We start from the raw sequence: 17530 nt of genomic DNA, 5'->3' as shown, positions 1-17530 counted from the left end.
GCATCAAGTGCAGTTAGGAGATCAGTTTCTTTTGAGGATTCATGTTGTCTATAGTGATTGATTCGAAGTTCCCGTTATGGTCCATGTCAAACCAATAGGTATTCTGTGGGCTGGTGATCATATGATTTGATTATCCTGACTCGAGAGGGTTGCTGTTGATTTGAGCCAGATCGGAGTCCGTTATATTCGCGGTATTCCTTGCCGTCTTTGTAATCCGACTCGGTTCAGATCCGATACCTCTATGTTGCATTCGAGCAGTGTTGCGCCGCTTCCGTGCTAGCACGGGCAGGCGGCACTCGATTTCCCTGAATCACCTAGAGCAGAGGGGCGATGGCCGCCGGCGGCGAGTAGGCATCTGAGTCTGTAGTTGGTGAAGTTTCGGAAGCCGCGGGCGATTCTGCGAGTGGTTTCGATGACGCCATTGATGGCTTCGGTGGGGCCATTGGAAGCGCCGAAGCTATCGAAGTAGGCCAAAATCGCTGTCTTCCACTGTTTGAGCGTGCGGCCCAGGCGTGAGACCTCGGGGATCGGGCAGGCCGGGAATGAGGTGATCACCTCGTTGACGAGTTCTCTTCCCCGGGCAGGGCTGGCGTGGTAGATGTGGCGGAGCTTCTGGTAGCACTGCCAGGCCAGGGTGACTTCCTGGTCCGGGTCCCCGAGGATGAGCTTGGCGTCGAGCCGGGCGGATTGTTTGTCGGCTGTCTCGACGTGCAGAACCAGGCCGGTCCCGGCCGCCGTGACAGAGCAGACGTGGATAGCTTCGACACCAAGAAGCGCGTCTGCCCGCTCGCACCAGCGACCGCCCGGGCAGGAAGTAGCATTGGGCATATCAGGGTCTCTTTGTTATTTGGAAGCTTGGTCGCTCCAATTCAAAGAGGCCCTGACCTCTCTCCTCCCGCACCACGCCGCAGCGGCATCAGAACACGCTCCAGCCCCCGGCGTCAGAGGCCCCAACCACGCTCATCTGCGAAGGCCCCGTTTTCCCGGAGCCCCGAGGCCGTCCATGGAACTGCGCTACGGGGGGGGCTGCCGGGCTTTGAAACAGCCCCGACTATTAGCATGAGCAACTGGGCAGGGGGCTACCGCACCTCACGGATGCTGCTCTCGCTCAGTGGCCCAAATGAACCTTTGTCGTTCCGCCGATCGGCTCATTGTTCGAATCAACGTCCACCCTGCATATGAAATCGACCGATCCCGGGACTGCTCCTTCCTTTGGCGGCCCGCAGCTGTCAATCTGGTCATCGGGAAGACCCGCCTCGCACACGGCTTTCGCAACTGCACGAATTGGAGGCTACGCATCCTGCTCGCCGCCAGCGGCAACCGCCCCTGCCGCCGGAAAACCCCGAACCATGCAATTCCGAAGAGCCGATTATCTTGCGGCGGTCACACCTGAAAGGAACCCCCCATCAATGAATAAGAACCGGCAAATCCAGCACGATGGATTACTGGTGAGCCCCATGCCTACTAAGCACGGCACTACGGTTTACGCTGAAGTTGTCCCCGCCGCCCCGCTAATCGTGTTTGGTGGGCGAGGGTTGCAGATGGGGCGCTCATGGAAGCAGCTCCTCACACGCTGGTGGTTTGAAATCCACGAAACGGCCGCCGTTAGGGATAACTTTGACACTCACCTGTATATGTATGACGGCGGGACGACGACACTCCGACAGGCCATCAGGAAAGCTGGTGGGGCCGTAGATGAAGCGCGCGATGAGATTGAGACCGCCAAATGAGCAAGCTAACCGTAGAAGTCACCTAGGCCGTACAGGTTGACATAATATTAATTATCGGCGTTTGAAAACGCCGGGGGAGTGGCCTGTAAATGGGGTGGTTTCCTGCCCATCGTTCGTGGCGCTTCTGCCCAGATTCCTGAAGTCAGAACTGCTTGGCCAGCGCCCGGTTTATGGCGGGGATGTCCAGGAAGGCAGGGTCAAAAGGCGTATCGGGGCCGATTATGCCGGCCACCCATGCGGAGTGTTCGGCATGGCCGGGATGCGACCGGTCGGCCAAGGCATCCATGATCTCCTCGTAGCCAGGAAATCCTCCGGAGTCTTCTAGCGGGCCGCGCCGGGCGCCGTCGATCAGTCGGGCCGGCGGACTGTCTCCGTCTGCGGGCCGGCGGGATACCAGCTCGAGCCGGTGAAGCCAGCTGTCACCGAAGTCGTACTCGTAGAACGCGCCCCCTGATCCTGCGGCGAAAAGCTGGTCCAGGGAGCAGTCTTCCTCGGGCAGGTCGGTGGGTTCCTCGCACCACGCGGCAGGGAGCCACTGCGGGGGCTCGACGATTTCTCCGTCCACAGGATGCAGACGCGCGAAGGGATCGTTGGCGGTAAAACGGTGCAGGTGCGCATCCTCCCACCCGAACGCGGCCTGCAGGACCTCGTGGACCTGCCCCAGTGACAACGAACCGGCCAGCTCCAGCAGGCGCCATATCTCGGGATCGCATTCGGGCAGGCGCACACGGACCTCCAAAATCGAGTCCGCACCGTCCGCCGTCGCGGTCACAGGTTGTTCCATACCGGCATTCTCTCAACTCCCGCGGCCCGCACAACGCCACGCTCCAGTCTCCCGAGCGCCGAGCCCGGCGAAAGGCCGGTTATCGGCGCTCAAATACGCGAGTGCTGATGCGCCGGTGTAGTCCAAGGGCTTCGCCTATGGAGCGCAGGGCAGGAAGGTACCGATCTCATGCGGGCATCAGGCGGCTACTAACCGCCCGGCTCTCATCGCCGCACCAGCAAATTTGCGCTTCTACGCAAGGCGCGCTCAGCGTTACTGAATCAGCGCAATAACAGCTATCTGATCATCGCTCTGTTTTTAGCCACGCTGGTCCAGCGGTGGCTTGTAAGGGGCTGCCTTCTCGTAGGTGCTAAGTAAGCTGATAGTCTACTATCATGCGGAAAACAGTAGTGGTACTTGAAGATGATCTCGACGGCTCAGAAGCGAGTGAGACGCTAAAGTTCTCCGTCGACGGCACGGAATATGAGATTGACCTTAACGCCGGCCACGCTAACGAACTCCGTAGCGCTCTAAGCCGCTATACCAATGCGGCCCGTAAGGTTACCAGCGGCCGCGGCCGGCCGGTGACCCGCAAATCCAGCGGTGCCGGTACTGATGCCAAAGCTATTCGGATGTGGGCGATAGATAACGGCCTGCAGGTCAATACTCGTGGCCGAATCCAGGCCGACATCGTCGAGAAGTACCTGGCTGCGCATTAGCCCCCAGCCGTACAATCAGGCTCGGAATCCAAATGGATCCGAGCCTGATTTGTTTTGCTGCAGCGCTGCCATGCGCGATAAGCGAAAGTAACTGTTCATTACCCTCGATTTGGGCTAATCCTGCGCGACTCTTGGCGCTACTCCCCCGATGCCATCCGCTACCGTTTTTCCGACCGGACCCACCAAGACGCTGTTGCCTCGGCGGTGGCGGCCGGTATCTTTATCAGCGCGGCTGGCCGGGGCGGGCTCGCCGTCTTCAGCCGTCGTTGCGTCGGTGACCCTTACATCACCCCTCAAACCAGGGCTGATAGCTGATATTACGTCAAATAAGATAGTTAGCTATCGGTTTGTTCTTGCGTGTGCCAAGCCAAGACCGTGAAGGTCTCCCCCTCCTGATCCAAGCTTTTACGCCGCAGCTTCAACCAGCCAGCTTGGCTGGGGGCCACAGGTCGCTGGTCAGTAGGTGTACCCAGACGTGGAAGGCCCGGATCCCTGCCCTGTCCGCGGCTGCTGACGGACAGGAAGAGCATCAATCTTGACCAACGCGCGGTGCACCGCGACAAGAATCATGACGTACCCGGCCACAGCGAGGAGTGAACCAACGGCAGCGATGACCGCACCTGTTACCAATCCCCCTCGGTTTACGTTCCCGGTATACAGGACGGCGATGTTTGGTGCGGCGATGACTGCTCCAAGTGCACCAAGGACTGGACCACCAATGGCCATCAGGACGCCTGCCTTAAAGATCCCTGCTGAACGTTCGAACCGCATCATTCCCCCATAAAAATTTCGTGACTAGGGACAGACTACAGTTGGCGTTCAGTCCGTACTGAATGGCTCAACAAGTCCCTTGGCCGTGCAAAGGGCTGACACGATGTACACCGAATAGATTGCCTGCTAGGTTGACGGAATCGCAATTATCGGCTTTTCAGGAAGGCCTCGGGGGAAAGCTATGTTGCCGTTCAATCCTCGCAGGTTCCGATTTTCGACTCGTGTCGTTTCGGTAATGCGCACGGCTGACAGCGGTCTGCCGGGCGGCGCACATGTTTGGGGGCGTGGGGCTAGTGCCTCTTGAGCCTTTCCTGCGAATCCCCGCGGCTGGGCTTCACTACGCATCCGGTGCGGGGATGAACTGTTCGGGACAGCTCCTTTGCCAGCGTTTGGCACCAGCCCTGCTCGTGTCGTCTACCATTCCTGATGTTCGCGGGTCAGCCCGAAGGGGACAGCATCGCTGAGGTCGACCGTGAAGGAATCGTTGTCGTGTTGGGTGACCAGGATTCCCTGACGCCCTTCGTGCATTGCCCGTATTATGGCAAAGGCCACGGCTTCGTCGAGCTGATGTTCCATGCTGGCACGATCGGTCGCGGTGATTGCTATCGGGAGGTCGGCAGTGGTTTTCATGGGTTAACCTTTCGTGTCTCGATTTTTGTTTTGAGCTTTAAGAACTCCCGCTGAGCGGTGACGGCCATTTATGTCAAGCCAAGTTGACGAAAGGCCGGTTATCGGCGTTTAAGCAACGGGCTGGAAGTCGCTGCCAGGATCGCCGTGCCTCGAGAACCTGAAAGAGCCAGGAACTCGGCGTTTCTGCAGTCACCTTGCTAGCTGTGTGCCGCCGCTATTTCCTGAAGGAACACAGACGAGCCCCGTAGGCCAACGTTGCTTTTCGGGCTGTTCCTATTTACGCCGAGGCGTGGCGTATATCCGCGGCGCCATCGGGTGCTGTCATTTTTTTGGGTGCTGCAACTCCATCGTCTTCGTAGTGTGTGGCGTTGGCGAGGTCACGTCCGGCAATGTAACCGAAGGTAAGGGCGGGGCCCAGGTTGATGCCGCCGGCGGGGTAGTGTCCACCCATAACTGAGGCCTGATCGTTGCCGGCGACGTACAGGCCGCCGATGGGCCGGCCCTGGTTATCCAGGACCCGTGCCCGTGAATCGGCTGCGAGCCCGGCGAAGGTACCGAAGGATCCCGGGACAATCCTGACGGCATAGAAGGGCCCCTTTTCCAGCGGCCGCAGCGAGGGGTTCGGGGTGTTCTTGGGGTCCCCGCCGTAGCGGTTGAATTCGCTGGCGCCGCGGTCGAAGTCGGGGTCGATACCTTTGCGGGCGTTGTCATTGAATTCTGCGACGGTTTCGGCGAGTCCTTGCGGATCGATGCCGCAGGCTGCGGCCAGTTCCTTGAGGGTGTTGCCCTTCTTGAGGTAACCGGACCGGAGGTAGGGAAAAAGCGGCACGGGAAGCGGCTTGGCCATGCCCAACGGGAACTTGCGCACGAACGCTGCATCAGCGATCTGCCAGGCCTCCACCGGTTCACCCTCAGGGGTGGCTTTGAGCAGGCCCTCGACGTAGTCATAGTAGCCGTTGGCCTCGTTGACGAACCGCTTGCCGTCCCGGCGGACGCCGATGCTGCCCGGTTTGGCCCGGTCCATGATGTGCGGGAAGGTGCCGGTGCGTCCGTTGCGGTACGGGACCAGTGAGACCGGGCACCAGGCGGCCGGGGACTCCACGTCGGTGTCGAACCGGGCGCCCACGGCCTGGGCCATGGTGATGCCGTCGCCGGTGGTTTCCTTCGGCGCAAGTGTCCAGTGCTCCCGGCCGGTGGGTGTCTTGGGGAACAGCTGCTTGCGGCGGGAGACATCGTTGGGGAACCCGCCAGCGGCCAGGACGACGCCACGGGAGGCGTTGATTCGCAGTTCGCCTTCCGGGGAGTTTACGACGGCGCCCGTCACCTTCCCGGACGCGTCGGTCAGCAGGTGCTTGGCTGGGGTGGAGACGCGGATCTCCACCCCGAGGTCATCGGCGGACTTCAGCAGGCGGCCTGTGAGCGCGGTTCCATTGACCAGCTGCATGTTGCGCCGGTGAGTCAGCAAGTCCAGGAGGTGGAAGCCCACCCGCCAGCCTGCGTGGAAGATGCCTCTGATGTTGCCTTGGGAGGCGGACAGGAACTTTGTCAGGTCTGGACCTGCCATGATGCCCATGCCCAGGAAGGAGGTCTCGTAGAGCTGGTGGCGCATCTTGGCGCGGAGCTCAGGCTTGATTTTGCGTGCGTTAAACGGTTTGGGCCCGACGGATCGGTGACCGGTACCCGCGCCGGGAGTGCTGCCGTAGATGTCCTTGATCTTGGCTCCTGGGACAAACTGGAGGCTGGTTTTGTTCTCGAAGAAGCCCACCATATGCGGGACGGCCTCGAGGAATGCTTCCACCCTGTCTTCCTGGTAGTTCCTGCCGAGCCTGTGGTGCAGGTAGGTACGGAACAGTTCGCGGTCCTCGTTGACGCCATCGGCTTTGGCCAAGGGGTTGCCGGGAGTCCACGCCCACCCGCCGGACCAGGACGTCGCACCGCCACAGACGTCTGCCTTTTCAACAACCACAACCTTCAGTCCGTGATACGCGGCGGTCACTGCGGCGGACAGACCGCCCGCGCCGGAGCCGACGACGAGGACATCGCAGTCCAGGCTCGGGAGGGCAGATGAAGTATTTACCGGTGCAGTCATTTTCAGTGCTTTCTCAGTGGAAGTAGGTGTCGGAGTCCAGGCGCGGCGGTGCACCGGTTTCGAGTGCGTCAATCGCAGCCATTTGCTGCTGGGTCAGGGCGAAACTGAAGACGTCCAGGTTCTCCCGTTTGCGTTGGTTGTCCGCGGACTTCGGCACAGCCACACGGCCGTGCTGGACATGCCAGCGCAGGACGATCTGGGTCGGGGTCCTGCCGAGCTCCCTGGCAGGGCCGCTGACTGCCGGATGGCTGAGGAAGCCACCACGGCGGCCAAGGGGGCTGTAGGCGGCAGTGAGGATGCCGTGCTCGCGGTGGTATGCCAATTGGGCCGGTTGTCCGTGCTCGGGATCAACCTGCACCTGGTTCAGCGGGACCGCCATGCCGGCGTCCAGGACGGCCTGCAGGTGCGCCGGTTTGAAGTTTGAGACACCCCAGGCCCTGATGGAGCCGTCATCAACGAGGTCCTGCAACCCTTCGCAGGCCTCAATGAATCGCCCCTGGCCGGGGTTGGGCCAGTGAACCAGGAACAGGTCCAAGTACTCGGTGCCGAGCCGCTGCACCGCCTGGCCGAAGGCATCGCGCACTCCGCTGCGGCTGTGCCACCGGGTGTTGAACTTGGTGGTGAGGAAAAGGTTTCCGCGGTCGATGCCGCTGCGGCGGATGCCCTCCCCCACGGCGGCTTCGTTGGCGTAGTTCTCGGCCGTCTCGATGTGCCGGTAGCCATTGCCGATGGCCTGGGACACCGCAGTGGCGGCATCCTCACCCGTCAGGGGCCAGGTTCCCAGCCCGATGAGCGGTATGCGCACGTCCGGCGCGAGTTCCGTCGTCGTGATCTCTGCTGTGGTGCCGTTCATTTCGCACCTGCCGTGTCAAGAGTGCCGGTCAGCTGCAGGCTGCTTGCCTGGGCCAGCACGGCGTCCACCCCTGATTTGAGCAGGCGTGCCCAACCGAGCTCGCCGAGTTCTGCCACGCGCCGGTCTGAGGGGGCCTCCGCACTGACCGGAAGGCTGGCCGGAAGTGCGGCAACCGCTGCGGCGAGGCTGAACTTGCCCTCGCCGGGAACCTCCCGCTCCGAGCGGGATTCGGTGACCAGCTCCTCGCGGGTGGCTGGCCGTGCCGCCGGCCCGTCGCACAGCTGCAGGAGCGGCACGAGGTCTGCGTTGGCGCGCAGCTCCTCCCACTGGGCGGCTGCGCCCGGACCGTTGTAGCGGTTGAAGTGCAGGGTATCCACCACGATCCGGCAGCCGGCTTGGCGGGCGATGTCCGCGGCCTGGGCGATCGAGGCGACGGGCTGGTAGGAGATCGCCTCCAGAGTTGGGGTGATCCCGAAACCGCGGCCGTCCTCGGTCATCCGGGCCAGCGTGCCGACCAGTCGGGTGCTGTCCGGATCGGCGCCGGCCACGGTGAGGGAGCTTGCCCCCAGTGCTTGGCCCGCTTCCATCATGCGCAGCCATGCTTCGCGCTGGTCGCTGCCGTCCAAAAGCAGGAACTCGATATCGCGCACGGTCACGCCGGTGTCCTGCATCCTGGAGAGGGTCTTGCGCAGCATCGGTGACCCTGGATGGAGGTCGTAGGGGCGTTCCGCCGGTGTCACCGGGCGTACCCGGACGCCAATGAAGTCAAAGCCTGCCTGGGCAGCGACTGCTACCAGGTCAGGCGGGGCTGTGTTCAGCAGGGAAAGCTGGGCCAGGCCGAGGGGCCTCTGCGCGTTTCCGGTCATGACTGTGCTCCGTTCAGGCTGAGTTCGTTGTCGGCGGTAGCCCCCGCCGTGAGGAGGGAAGCGATCCGCTGTGCTGCGTCGTAGCCGCTCTTGACGGCATTGGAGGCAATGGCGGGCGTCTGGTCCACCACGGTTCCGGCCAGCGTCACCGGCACCCCGGCATCGCGGCTCAGCTCTGCATCGCGGGTGTCCGGCGGGACAGTGCCGTCCAGCGGAACGACGGAGCGCGAAACCAGGAGCGGTCCCGGCGCGTCCAGCCACTCGCCTCCAGGCGCTAGACCCGGGCCGCTGATCCGGACCCGGCCGCCGTCGTATTCCTCGATGGTTGAATCGAGGCGGATCCGCACCCGGGGATTCCTCTCGAGCCGGGGAACGGCCAGGATTTTGGCGCGGCGGCCGGACTCGGGCGCCAGAGCCGTCTGCGGCCCGATGAGCAGGACGGCAGTCCCCCGGTCAGCCAGCGTGTCCGCAACGCTCATGGCAACGGAATCCGCACCCCAGATCGTCACGGCATCCGGAATGACGGGATGCGTGGCGTCAGCGTCAATGACCTCGGGGTGGGCGGCGAGCCATTCGCGCACATCCAGGACGTTGGCGGATTCCTCCCCAATGAACCCGGCAGCGGGCAGGAGCCCGCCGGTGGCCAGCACGACGGCGTCTGCCGCAGTGTCCCGGACAAGGCCGTCGAGGTGGTCGGTGTCCACGTGTGAATCCAGGCGGACCTCGATGCCAAGTCGGGCGTTCTCCGCGGCCGACCATTCGGCGAAGCGGTGGAAGTCCGGGGTGGACTTCATCCTTTCGGCGAGGGCAAACTGACCGCCGGCGCGGGAGCCGTCGTCGAGCATGGTCACCTGTGCTCCCGCTTCGGCAAGCTCGCGCGCGGCGGTGAGGCCCGCGGGGCCCGCGCCCACCACCACGACGCGGGAACCGTCGCGGACGGCGGGTGTGGGGATCGGGACGCGGGAGCGTCCCACTGCGGGGTTGACGGTGCAGGTCACCTGGCCCAGGCCCAGGTTGTCGATGCAGACGTTGCAGGCGATGCAGGGGCGGTAGCGCTCATCGCGCAGGACTCCCCCCACGAACGCTGGGTCGGCGTGGATGGCACGGGCCAGGCTGACGAAGTCGCAGGTCCCCTGGCGGAGCACTTCCTCGATGATTTCCGGGGAGTTCAGCCGGCCGGCCATGCCGAGCGGCAGGCCGAACTGGCGGTAGGCCTTGGCGTAGTCGGCGAGGATGCCGGGCTTCCATTCGCCGGACTGCACGATCCATTCGCCGGCCTCGTAGTTGCCGGCGGAAATGTCCAGGAAGTCCAGCTGCTCCAGGTGCGCCTTCGCAATGATGGCCAGCTGCTGTTCGGCGGAGATGCCGTCTGCAGGGCCCTCGATTACGGACACGCGCATGCCCACGACGGTGTCCGGGACCGCTGCCCGCACGGCGTCGATGACGAGGTTCATGAAACGTTCCGGGGCGGCGAACTCGTCCGTGCGGTGGTTCGAGATGGGTGACATGAACTGGTGGATCAGGTAGCCGTGGGCGCCGTGGATGTTGATGACGTCGAAACCGGCCTGCACCGCGCGGCGGGCGGCTTGGGCGTAGGCCTCCACCAGCTCGTGGCACTCCTCGACGGTGAGTTCACGGGGAACTTCACCGCCTGCCACCTCGCATGCCACCGGTGAGGGCGCCAGGTTCTTGTGCCCGGAGAGGGCTGACTGGGCAGTGCGGCCGCCGTGGTTAAGTTCGACGGCGGCCAGGGCACCTTCGGCGTGCAGGGCGTCTGTGAGTCTGCGAAGGCCCGGGATCATGGCATCGCTGTGCAGGCCCAGCTGGTGGGTGCGGCCCTTGCCGTCGGCGCGGACGTAGGTGGCCTCGGTGGTGACCATCCCCAGTCCGGCTTTAGCGCGGGTGACAAGGTAGTCGATGTACTGCTCGGTGATGTGGCCGTCCGTGGTGCCGTAGTTGCGTTCCATGGGTGCGGAGGCCAGGCGGTTGCGGAGGGTTTTCGGGGTGCGGCCGTTGCGGCCCAGCGTCAGGGGGCGTGCGGCGTAGCGTGTGTTCTGTTCCATTGCTGTTCCTTAGCCCGCAATCTGCGCGAGGGGTCGTGTGCTTTCAGGCAGCGGGGTGAAGCGGACTGGATTACCTGTCCGGGACGATTCGTATACCGCCAGCAGTATCCGCAAGGCCTTCGTCGCGTCCTGGCCGGTGATGGCGGGGTCCGCGCCGCCGCGGATGCTCCGGACAAAATCGCGGACCTGGGCGGTGTGGTGCGGGATGAGCTGGCCGTTGATCGTGGCCAGGCTGACGTTCGGGTCAACTCCGTCCGGGTAAACAGGCTCGGTGCTGATCGTCCCGGCCGCGGCCCACAAATCCACGCGCCCGTCGCTGCCTTCCGGGAATTCGGTCAGGGAAGCGGAGGCGCCGGTCTCCCCCGTGACGCGGATCTGTACGCCCAGGCTCGGGGACACCGCCGTCGACGCTTCAAGGGTGGCCATGGCGCCGGAGGTGAACGTGATGACGGCGGTCGCTGAGTCTTCCACGTCGATGTGCTCGCCATGTTTATAGGTGTTGATTTTCCCGTAGACCTCGGCCACGTCTCCCATAAACCACTGCAGCAGGTCGATGAAATGGATGGCCTGGGTCATGAGGACCCCGCCGCCGTCGCTGGCCCAGGTCCCGCGCCAGGCATCGCGGGAGTAGTACTCCGGTTCACGGTGCAGCATCACCGAGCATTGGCCCATGATGGGCCGGCCCAGGGTGCCGTCGTTGATCGCGGCGCGGATGCGCCGGGCGGCCGGCCAGAACCGGCGTTGGAAGAGGACACCCAGCTTCACGCCGGCATCGTCGCAGGCCTTCACCATGCGCTCTGCGGACGCCAATTCAGTGGCGACGGGCTTTTCGCAGAGCACGTGGACTCCTGCCGCAGCGGCCTGGAGCACCACATCCTCGTGGGTGGGGTGCGGGGTGCAGACCGAGACGATGTTCAGGTCCAGCCCCAGGAGCTCCTGGACGGTGTTGACCGCTGCAGGGATTTCCCAGGCTTCCGCGGTGTCTTGGGCTCGCTTCAGGTCGATGTCGCAGACGCCCACGATGACGACGTCGTCCAGGGCGCGGAACGCCTCCAGGTGGTTGCGGGAGATCGCCCCGCACCCTGCGATTCCGATGCGAAGGGGGCGGACGGTGACAGGTGATGGGGTGATCATCAACAGGTGCCATCTTTCTGGTGTTGGTAGGAAAGTGTGGTGCGGTAGGGCAGAGGCTGGTGCGGGGCTAGTAGGTGGCCCGGCCGCCGGACAGATCGAAGACGGAGCCGGTGGTGTAGGAGGCAGCCGGTGAAACGATGAATTCGATGAGGGCGGCAGCTTCGGCGGGCGTCCCGAACCTGCCCATGGGGATCTTGGAGGCCTGGGCCGCCTGCTGTTTTTTCGGCACTTCAGCGAAAAGCGGGGTCACCACATTGCCCGGGGCGAGGGCGTTGACGGTGACGCCGGACAAGGCGAACTCCTTGGCGAGGGACTTGACCAGGCCGAGAATTCCGGCCTTGCTGGCAGAGTAGGCGGGCATATTGACCACGCCTTCCTTGCCCGCCGTCGAGGAGATATGAAGCAGCCGTCCGTACCCTGCCTCGGCCATCCCCGGGAGGACGGCCTGCGAGACTATGAACGCCCCTGTCAGGTTGATCTTCATGATGCGTTCGAAGTCTTCGACCGATGTGGCGGCTGCCGGGGCCACCGGCCCCAAGATGCCCGCGCAGTTCACCACCGCGTCGAGCCCTCCCATCTCCAGGGCCGCCGCAGAGACGGCCGCCGCAACCGATGCCGGGTCGGTGACGTCCATGCCGAGTGATGAGGTGCCTGGTTCGCCGGGCCAGGTGGACGAGGGCAGGTCGGTCCCTACCACCGCGGCGCCGGACGCCCTGAGGCGTGCCGCCGTCGCGAGCCCGATGCCGCTGGCTGCCCCGACTACCAGGCAGCGGGACTCGGCGATGGTGGTCGGTGTCTGGGCATCCATGCTTAGCGGACCACCTGCCGAAACGTGGCCAGCATGCTGTCGGAGTCGGCGCTGATGCCGGTGAAAAGCTCGAAGGCGGCGGCGGCCTGTCCCACCACCATGCGTCCGCCGTCGAGTACGGCGCAGCCCTTGCCGCGCGCTGCCTTGATCAGTTCGGTTTCGAGCGGCCGGTAGATCACGTCCGCTACCCACAGCCCGGAGTGGATCAGGCCAGGATCCACGGGCACACCGGGGTGGCCTGTCATGCCGATGGGCGTTGAGTTCACCAGCCCATCGGCGTCCCGGATGCTTCCGGCGACAGCATCCGTCCGGGTCACCGACAGCTGGCTGTCCGGAAAGTGCGGGGCCAGCCGGGCGGCGAGGGCCTCGGCGCGGGCCGGTTCGATGTCGGCGATGACCAGGTGCCGGGTTCCGGCGCTGAGTAGCCCGAAGGCCACCGCGGCGCCGGCTCCGCCCGCACCGATCTGCACCACGGAGCCGGTCGCGGCCGACGGGAGTCCTGCCCGGAGACCGCCGATGAAGCCGGTGTGGTCCGTGTTGTGGCCCACTGCCTTGCCGTCGTGAAAGGTGATGGTGTTCACGGCACCGAGAATCCGGGCTTCAGGCGAAAGCTCGTCCAGGCCATCCTGCACCAGTTGCTTACTCGGGTGGGTGACGTTCAGGCCGTCGAATCCGAGATCAGCTGCGTGCCGGACGAGCGCCGCGGACCTTTCTGCAGGTTCTCCGATGGCATCCAGATCGATGACGCGGTAGGTGTAGGCAAGGCCCAGCCTGTCGGCTTCCGCTTCGTGGAGGCCCGGGGTAAGGGACCCGCCGATACCGGAACCGAGCAAACCCACCACGAAGCGATGGCTGATACCGGCTTTCCGCGGCCGGAACGCCCAGGTGCCCGCCAGGGTTTGCTGGCTCATGCCCGTGCCCTATCGGCGACGGCGCGGGAGGTGTGCCCGGCCGTGCTGGGCTGCTGCGCTTCGGGCTGCGTTGTGACGGAATCCGGGGGGACGGACGACGCCGCGTGACGCCGTGGGTCGGATTTCTTCAGTCCCAGCAGGGCCGTCGGAGTCTTGAACGTCTCGGGTGCCAGCAGCGCGGCGATTGCTGAGACCAGGCAGGCCACGGCTGCGAACGTTGCGACGGGAATCCAGTTGGCCTTGTCGCCACCGACCAGCAGCTCGGAAATCACGGGGGCGAATCCGGCGAGAAGCAGGCCGAACATGAGGCTGATGGCCATACCTGAGTAGCGGACCTTGACCGGAAACTGCTCCGGGAAGTAGGCGGGGTAGATAGCATTCGAACCGGTGTAGGCAACGCCGATCAGCAGGATTCCGGTGAGGAAGATCAGGGGAACGTTGGCGGCGGACAGGGCCGAGAAGAACACGTAGATCATGGCGATCTGCAGCACGAGCCCGGAGACGAAGACAGGTTTGCGGCCGATCCGGTCGGCCAGCATGCCGGACAGCGGCCCCATGGCGACCGCGGCGATGTTGGCCACGGCGATCACTGTCAGCATCAGCCCCTTGTCCACCCCGACGACCGAGGTGGCGTAGGAGAGTGCGAAGACGTTGATGATGGTGTTGATGATCGTGAACAGCGACATGGCGGTGACACGGATGACGGTGACCCAGTGGTGCCGGAACAGCGTGACGAGAGGTACCTTGACGACTTCGTCGTGCTCTTTGACTTCCTCAAAGACCGGCGGCTCTTCGAGGAGGCGCCGGAGCACAAAGGCGATGATGGTAACCACGGCGCTGGCGAGGAACGGGATACGCCAGCCCCAGGCCAGCAGCTGGTCCTCGGGCATGGACGCCACGGGAATGAACACAAGCGTGGAGAGCACGATGCCGAACATGATGCCGCTCATCGTCCAGCTCGTGTAGAAGGCGCGCTTCCTGTCCGGTGCGTGCTCAAGGGTAAGAGAACTCGAACCTGGCGATTCGCCGCCGGCAGAAAGTCCCTGAAGAAGCCGAAGGACCACGATGAGGATCGGCGCTGCCATTCCAATGTCGTGGTAGGTGGGCAGGCAGCCGATCAGGAAGGTCGATGAGCCCATCAATACCAAAGTGAGGAGCAGCACGCGCTTCCGGCCGAATGTGTCGCCAAGGTGCCCGCAGACCATTGCCCCGAGCGGGCGGGCGATGTACGCGACGCCGACCGTCGCGAAGGACAACAGCATCGCGGAAGGACCGGGGGCGAAGAACAGCTTCCCGAAGATCAGCGCCGCCGCCGAGCCGAAGATGAAAAAGTCGTAGTACTCAAGTGCGCTGCCAACGAACCCCGAAACTGCTGCGATCTTCGCATTGTTCCTGGGGCGTGCTGGCGCCGATGTCGGCACTGACATGGTGTTCCCTTCAGGTAACTGGGACCGTCTCGGGGGCTCCTCGGGTGGGCCGGCTGCGAAACGGTTTGCCGCGCTATGCGGCTTCTCCATCCAGTGTGGCTGCAATCACTTAGTGTGTCCACGACTAAAATGATCTATCACTATGCTGTAATTCAACTATATAAGGTGAGGGTCAGTTGGGGATCTCACGAAAAATCTCTTCCATGACGGCGAGCACAGCCGCCAACACGGCGGAGTCATTTTCCTCGGACCACGCGATGGCGTGATTCATGAAGTGCTGCGGGTGATCGAGGGCCACGTATGTGGCGCCGGAGGGTATGATCCCGGCTATCCCGCTGCTCATGAGGGTGACCCCCACACCTGCGGCCACGAAGGTCAGCACCATGTAGGGGTCCGATAACTCCTGGACAATGCGCGGGCGGAAGCCCGCTGCCATGCAGGATGCGAGCATCACTTCGGTCATGGCGGACGAGCCGTCCAGCGGCGGAGAGATGAAGTCATCGGCCGCCAGAGCCTGCAACGGTATCGATTTTTCCTGGGCCAGCGGATGATCCAGCGGCAGCACCGCACCGATTTCCTCCCTTGCCACCAGCCGCGTCATCACCGAGGGAACCGGAGTCTCGGGAAGGCCCACGAAGGCAAGGTCCAGGGTGCCGTTCGCGACGCTGGCTAATCCGTCGGCCGTGCGCACACGGCTCGTGAGGTCCATTTTGATGTCGGGGTGACGCCGGCGCACGGCACGGGTCAGCGGCGGGAGGGTCAGGTGGTTCACGGCTCCGGAGAATCCGATTCTGATGTTGCCCCGAACGCCCTCAACCTCGGCCTGGGCCGCCTCCCGGGCCAGCCGCATCTCGCGCAGCACACGGTACGCGCGCGGCAGGAGGGCATACCCCGCCGGCGTGAGGGCCACGCTTCGGGTGTTGCGCTCAAAAAGGCGCGTCCCCAGATCCGCCTCAAGCTTCCGGATGGTCTGACTCAGCGGGGACTGTGAAGTGTGCAGGCGCTGTGCAGCACGGCCGAAGTGCAGTTCTTCGGCCACCGCAACGAACGCTTCCAGCCAGCGGATCTCTGTCATGTCTTCAGAATGTACCCTTTACCTGAACCTCGAACCGGCAGGGGGCCTGACGTTCCAGGGATACCCACCGGACCAGCACAGGGAGCCAGCGAATGGAGCTGCGGCAAATCGAGGCATTTCTGGCCGTCGCGGAGGAGCTCCACTTCGGCCGGGCCGCCAGCCGCCGGCGGATGGCACAGTCTCCGCTGAGCCAGACCATCAAGAAGCTGGAGAAAAGCCTCGGCGCGGACCTGTTCGAGCGCAATACCCGGCTGTCTCCCTGACGGCGGCCGGATTGTCATTCCTGCCGCATGCCCGGAAATCCTTGAGGAACTGGACCTTGCCCGCCGCGCGGCCACGACCGAGACCGGCACGTTTTACGGACGTTGGAGCATTGGTTTCTCCGCTGTTCATCCCGCGGTTCGGACAGGCTGTGCGGGACCGCCTGGGCGGTAGAAAACAGGGGCCCTCCGGTGGGCAGATCGGCACCGGGAACCGCAGGCGCCTACTTTTTCGGCTTGGCACGTCTTTTTTGAACCGGTGGTACGTCCAGTTCCGGCACGGCCCGGAGCATGAAACGGTCGAAATGGGGCACGGTGAATCCCGCGTAGCCGTGGGACGGGGTGTACAGCAGCCCCATGTTGATCAGCTCTGACCGGATGGGTGCCAGCTGGGTGGATTCCGCCCATGACAGCGGCCACGTCCGCGGCCTTTTGTGAGTCGGGGCCCAGCTGGGCCATGGCGCGCATGTAGGCGATCTGCAGCTGGGTGGCCCGGTCCAGCCGGACCCGGAAGAACGAGGAATCCAGCTTCGCCTCGTAGGCGTCTTTGGCGTCCTCGACGTCGTCAAGGGTGATGACATCCCCGTCCGCGACCGCCCAGACCTGGTATCCGAGTTCCTGCACGAAGTAGGGGTATCCTTCCGTCAGGTCAAAGGCCCGGGCCAGCGCGTCGTCATTGAAGTGGGCGCCTTCCAGATGTGCCGGCTCGGCCAGGGCTTTCTTCGCATCCTCGAAGTCCAGGGAGCCGATCTTGGGGAACTTAAAGAGCCGTTCGGCGTAGGATTTTGGCGTCCCCTGCCAGCTCCGCGATCTGGGGCAGTCCGGCACCGACGAACGTTACGGGCAGTTTCCGTTGAACCGATTTCGCTGACATGTCAGGCCGTTACGGGCCGGTACCAGTCCGGGTAGAGGTCACTTCGGAACAGCACTGTGACGAGCCACGCCCCGCGCGGGGGCGGACAATCTTCTGATCAAGTCACCGAGGTGGGCCGGGCAGGTGCCGGCCGCCCACCCAACGGACGGACAAGTCGATAACAGGGCACCCAACGGGGGCCAAGCGTTCAGATGAGTCACAACCGCCGGGGTGGAACGGCCTGCACCTACTCTGCCAGCCAGTCCCAGACCAGCCGCCCCAATCCTCACAGGCGTTAGAACAACGGGAGTAAAAGTAGCTGCGAGAACTCCCGTCCCACGACGAATGCAGCGTTTCCGCAGGTCACGAACCCATAGTTGCAGATCTTAGTTTCGGTCGCCCGGGATGTCAGCTTCAGCGCGGCCGCCAAGGAGCTGCACATCGCGCAATCGGCCGTCAGCGTTGTTGTGCGAGATCTCGAGACAACGGTCGGCGCACCACTATTGTGCGGGAACTCATGTGGCCGTTCAGGGATCAACGGAAGAGCCTCACTCACACCCACCTCATCATCACGGAGG

The 17530-nt window shown here is 63.8% G+C and carries 16 protein-coding genes and 1 pseudogene; 4 read left to right on the top strand and 13 right to left on the bottom strand.

What is annotated here, in order from left to right; genetic code table 11:
* Positions 1-276: 276 nt before the first annotated feature.
* Entirely contained in the window at positions 277-828 is a 552-nt protein-coding gene (locus QFZ33_RS03790; RefSeq protein ID WP_373427230.1) for a transposase, read from the bottom strand.
* Between the two features lie 581 nt (positions 829-1409).
* On the opposite strand from QFZ33_RS03790, the gene QFZ33_RS03785 reads away from it, so the two are divergent.
* Complete coding sequence (locus tag QFZ33_RS03785; RefSeq protein WP_307024988.1) at positions 1410-1730, top strand: hypothetical protein; 321 nt, start codon at positions 1410-1412, stop codon at positions 1728-1730.
* A 142-nt stretch (positions 1731-1872) separates the two neighbouring features.
* Here QFZ33_RS03785 and QFZ33_RS03780 read toward each other — a convergent pair whose 3' ends face one another.
* On the bottom strand, positions 1873-2514 hold the full coding sequence (locus QFZ33_RS03780; protein WP_307024986.1) for a plasmid pRiA4b ORF-3 family protein: 642 nt from the start codon (positions 2512-2514) through the stop codon (positions 1873-1875).
* A gap of 371 nt (positions 2515-2885) precedes the next feature.
* Between QFZ33_RS03780 and QFZ33_RS03775 the strand changes: the two genes are divergently transcribed.
* Complete coding sequence (locus QFZ33_RS03775) at positions 2886-3212, top strand: histone-like nucleoid-structuring protein Lsr2 (RefSeq protein ID WP_307031651.1); 327 nt, start codon at positions 2886-2888, stop codon at positions 3210-3212.
* Positions 3213-4397: 1185 nt separating this feature from the next.
* Here the strand turns inward: QFZ33_RS03775 and QFZ33_RS03770 are convergent.
* The 10 genes from QFZ33_RS03770 to QFZ33_RS03725 form a co-directional block, all read right to left on the bottom strand.
* Entirely contained in the window at positions 4398-4613 is a 216-nt protein-coding gene (locus tag QFZ33_RS03770) for a hypothetical protein (protein ID WP_307024984.1), read from the bottom strand.
* 277 nt (positions 4614-4890) lie between these two features.
* The gene (locus QFZ33_RS03765) at positions 4891-6702 is read right to left on the bottom strand and encodes an FAD-dependent oxidoreductase (protein WP_307024982.1); all 1812 of its coding nucleotides are present in this window, start codon (positions 6700-6702) and stop codon (positions 4891-4893) included.
* Between the two features lie 13 nt (positions 6703-6715).
* A complete protein-coding gene (locus tag QFZ33_RS03760) occupies positions 6716-7555 on the bottom strand; it encodes an aldo/keto reductase (protein ID WP_307024980.1) in 840 nt (279 codons plus the stop codon).
* Entirely contained in the window at positions 7552-8421 is an 870-nt protein-coding gene (locus QFZ33_RS03755; RefSeq protein ID WP_307024978.1) for a sugar phosphate isomerase/epimerase family protein, read from the bottom strand. Before QFZ33_RS03755 ends, QFZ33_RS03760 begins: the two co-directional genes overlap by 4 nt.
* Entirely contained in the window at positions 8418-10484 is a 2067-nt protein-coding gene (locus QFZ33_RS03750) for an FAD-dependent oxidoreductase (RefSeq protein ID WP_307024976.1), read from the bottom strand. The genes QFZ33_RS03755 and QFZ33_RS03750 overlap by 4 nt, the downstream gene beginning before the upstream one ends.
* Positions 10485-10493: 9 nt before the next feature.
* Positions 10494-11618, bottom strand: a complete 1125-nt coding sequence (locus QFZ33_RS03745; protein WP_307024974.1) for a Gfo/Idh/MocA family protein — start codon at positions 11616-11618, stop codon at positions 10494-10496.
* A gap of 67 nt (positions 11619-11685) precedes the next feature.
* Positions 11686-12426: an SDR family NAD(P)-dependent oxidoreductase gene (locus tag QFZ33_RS03740; RefSeq protein ID WP_307024973.1), complete on the bottom strand. Its 741-nt coding sequence runs from the start codon at positions 12424-12426 to the stop codon at positions 11686-11688.
* Between the two features lie 2 nt (positions 12427-12428).
* Positions 12429-13337 carry a shikimate dehydrogenase gene (locus QFZ33_RS03735; protein ID WP_307024971.1) on the bottom strand — a complete coding sequence of 303 codons (909 nt, stop codon included), beginning with the start codon at positions 13335-13337 and terminating at the stop codon, positions 12429-12431.
* Positions 13334-14764 carry an MFS transporter gene (locus QFZ33_RS03730; protein WP_307024970.1) on the bottom strand — a complete coding sequence of 477 codons (1431 nt, stop codon included), beginning with the start codon at positions 14762-14764 and terminating at the stop codon, positions 13334-13336. The genes QFZ33_RS03735 and QFZ33_RS03730 overlap by 4 nt, the downstream gene beginning before the upstream one ends.
* Positions 14765-14936: 172 nt before the next feature.
* Positions 14937-15839 (bottom strand): LysR family transcriptional regulator, encoded by a 903-nt coding sequence (locus QFZ33_RS03725; protein WP_307024968.1) that lies wholly within the window; start codon positions 15837-15839, stop codon positions 14937-14939.
* A gap of 92 nt (positions 15840-15931) precedes the next feature.
* On the opposite strand from QFZ33_RS03725, the gene QFZ33_RS03720 reads away from it, so the two are divergent.
* Positions 15932-16102 carry a LysR family transcriptional regulator gene (locus tag QFZ33_RS03720; RefSeq protein WP_307024967.1) on the top strand — a complete coding sequence of 57 codons (171 nt, stop codon included), beginning with the start codon at positions 15932-15934 and terminating at the stop codon, positions 16100-16102.
* A 126-nt stretch (positions 16103-16228) separates the two neighbouring features.
* Here the strand turns inward: QFZ33_RS03720 and QFZ33_RS03715 are convergent, their stop codons facing one another.
* Positions 16229-16927, bottom strand: a complete 699-nt coding sequence (locus QFZ33_RS03715; RefSeq protein ID WP_307024965.1) for a hypothetical protein — start codon at positions 16925-16927, stop codon at positions 16229-16231.
* Between the two features lie 402 nt (positions 16928-17329).
* On the opposite strand from QFZ33_RS03715, the pseudogene QFZ33_RS23835 reads away from it, so the two are divergent.
* Positions 17330-17449 (top strand): annotated as a pseudogene (locus QFZ33_RS23835) (helix-turn-helix domain-containing protein); the annotation flags it as partial.
* Positions 17450-17530 lie beyond the last annotated feature (81 nt).

Source organism: Arthrobacter globiformis (assembly GCF_030815865.1).
GTDB lineage: Bacteria > Actinomycetota > Actinomycetes > Actinomycetales > Micrococcaceae > Arthrobacter > Arthrobacter globiformis_B.
This window is presented reverse-complemented; position numbering and strand designations above follow the sequence as displayed.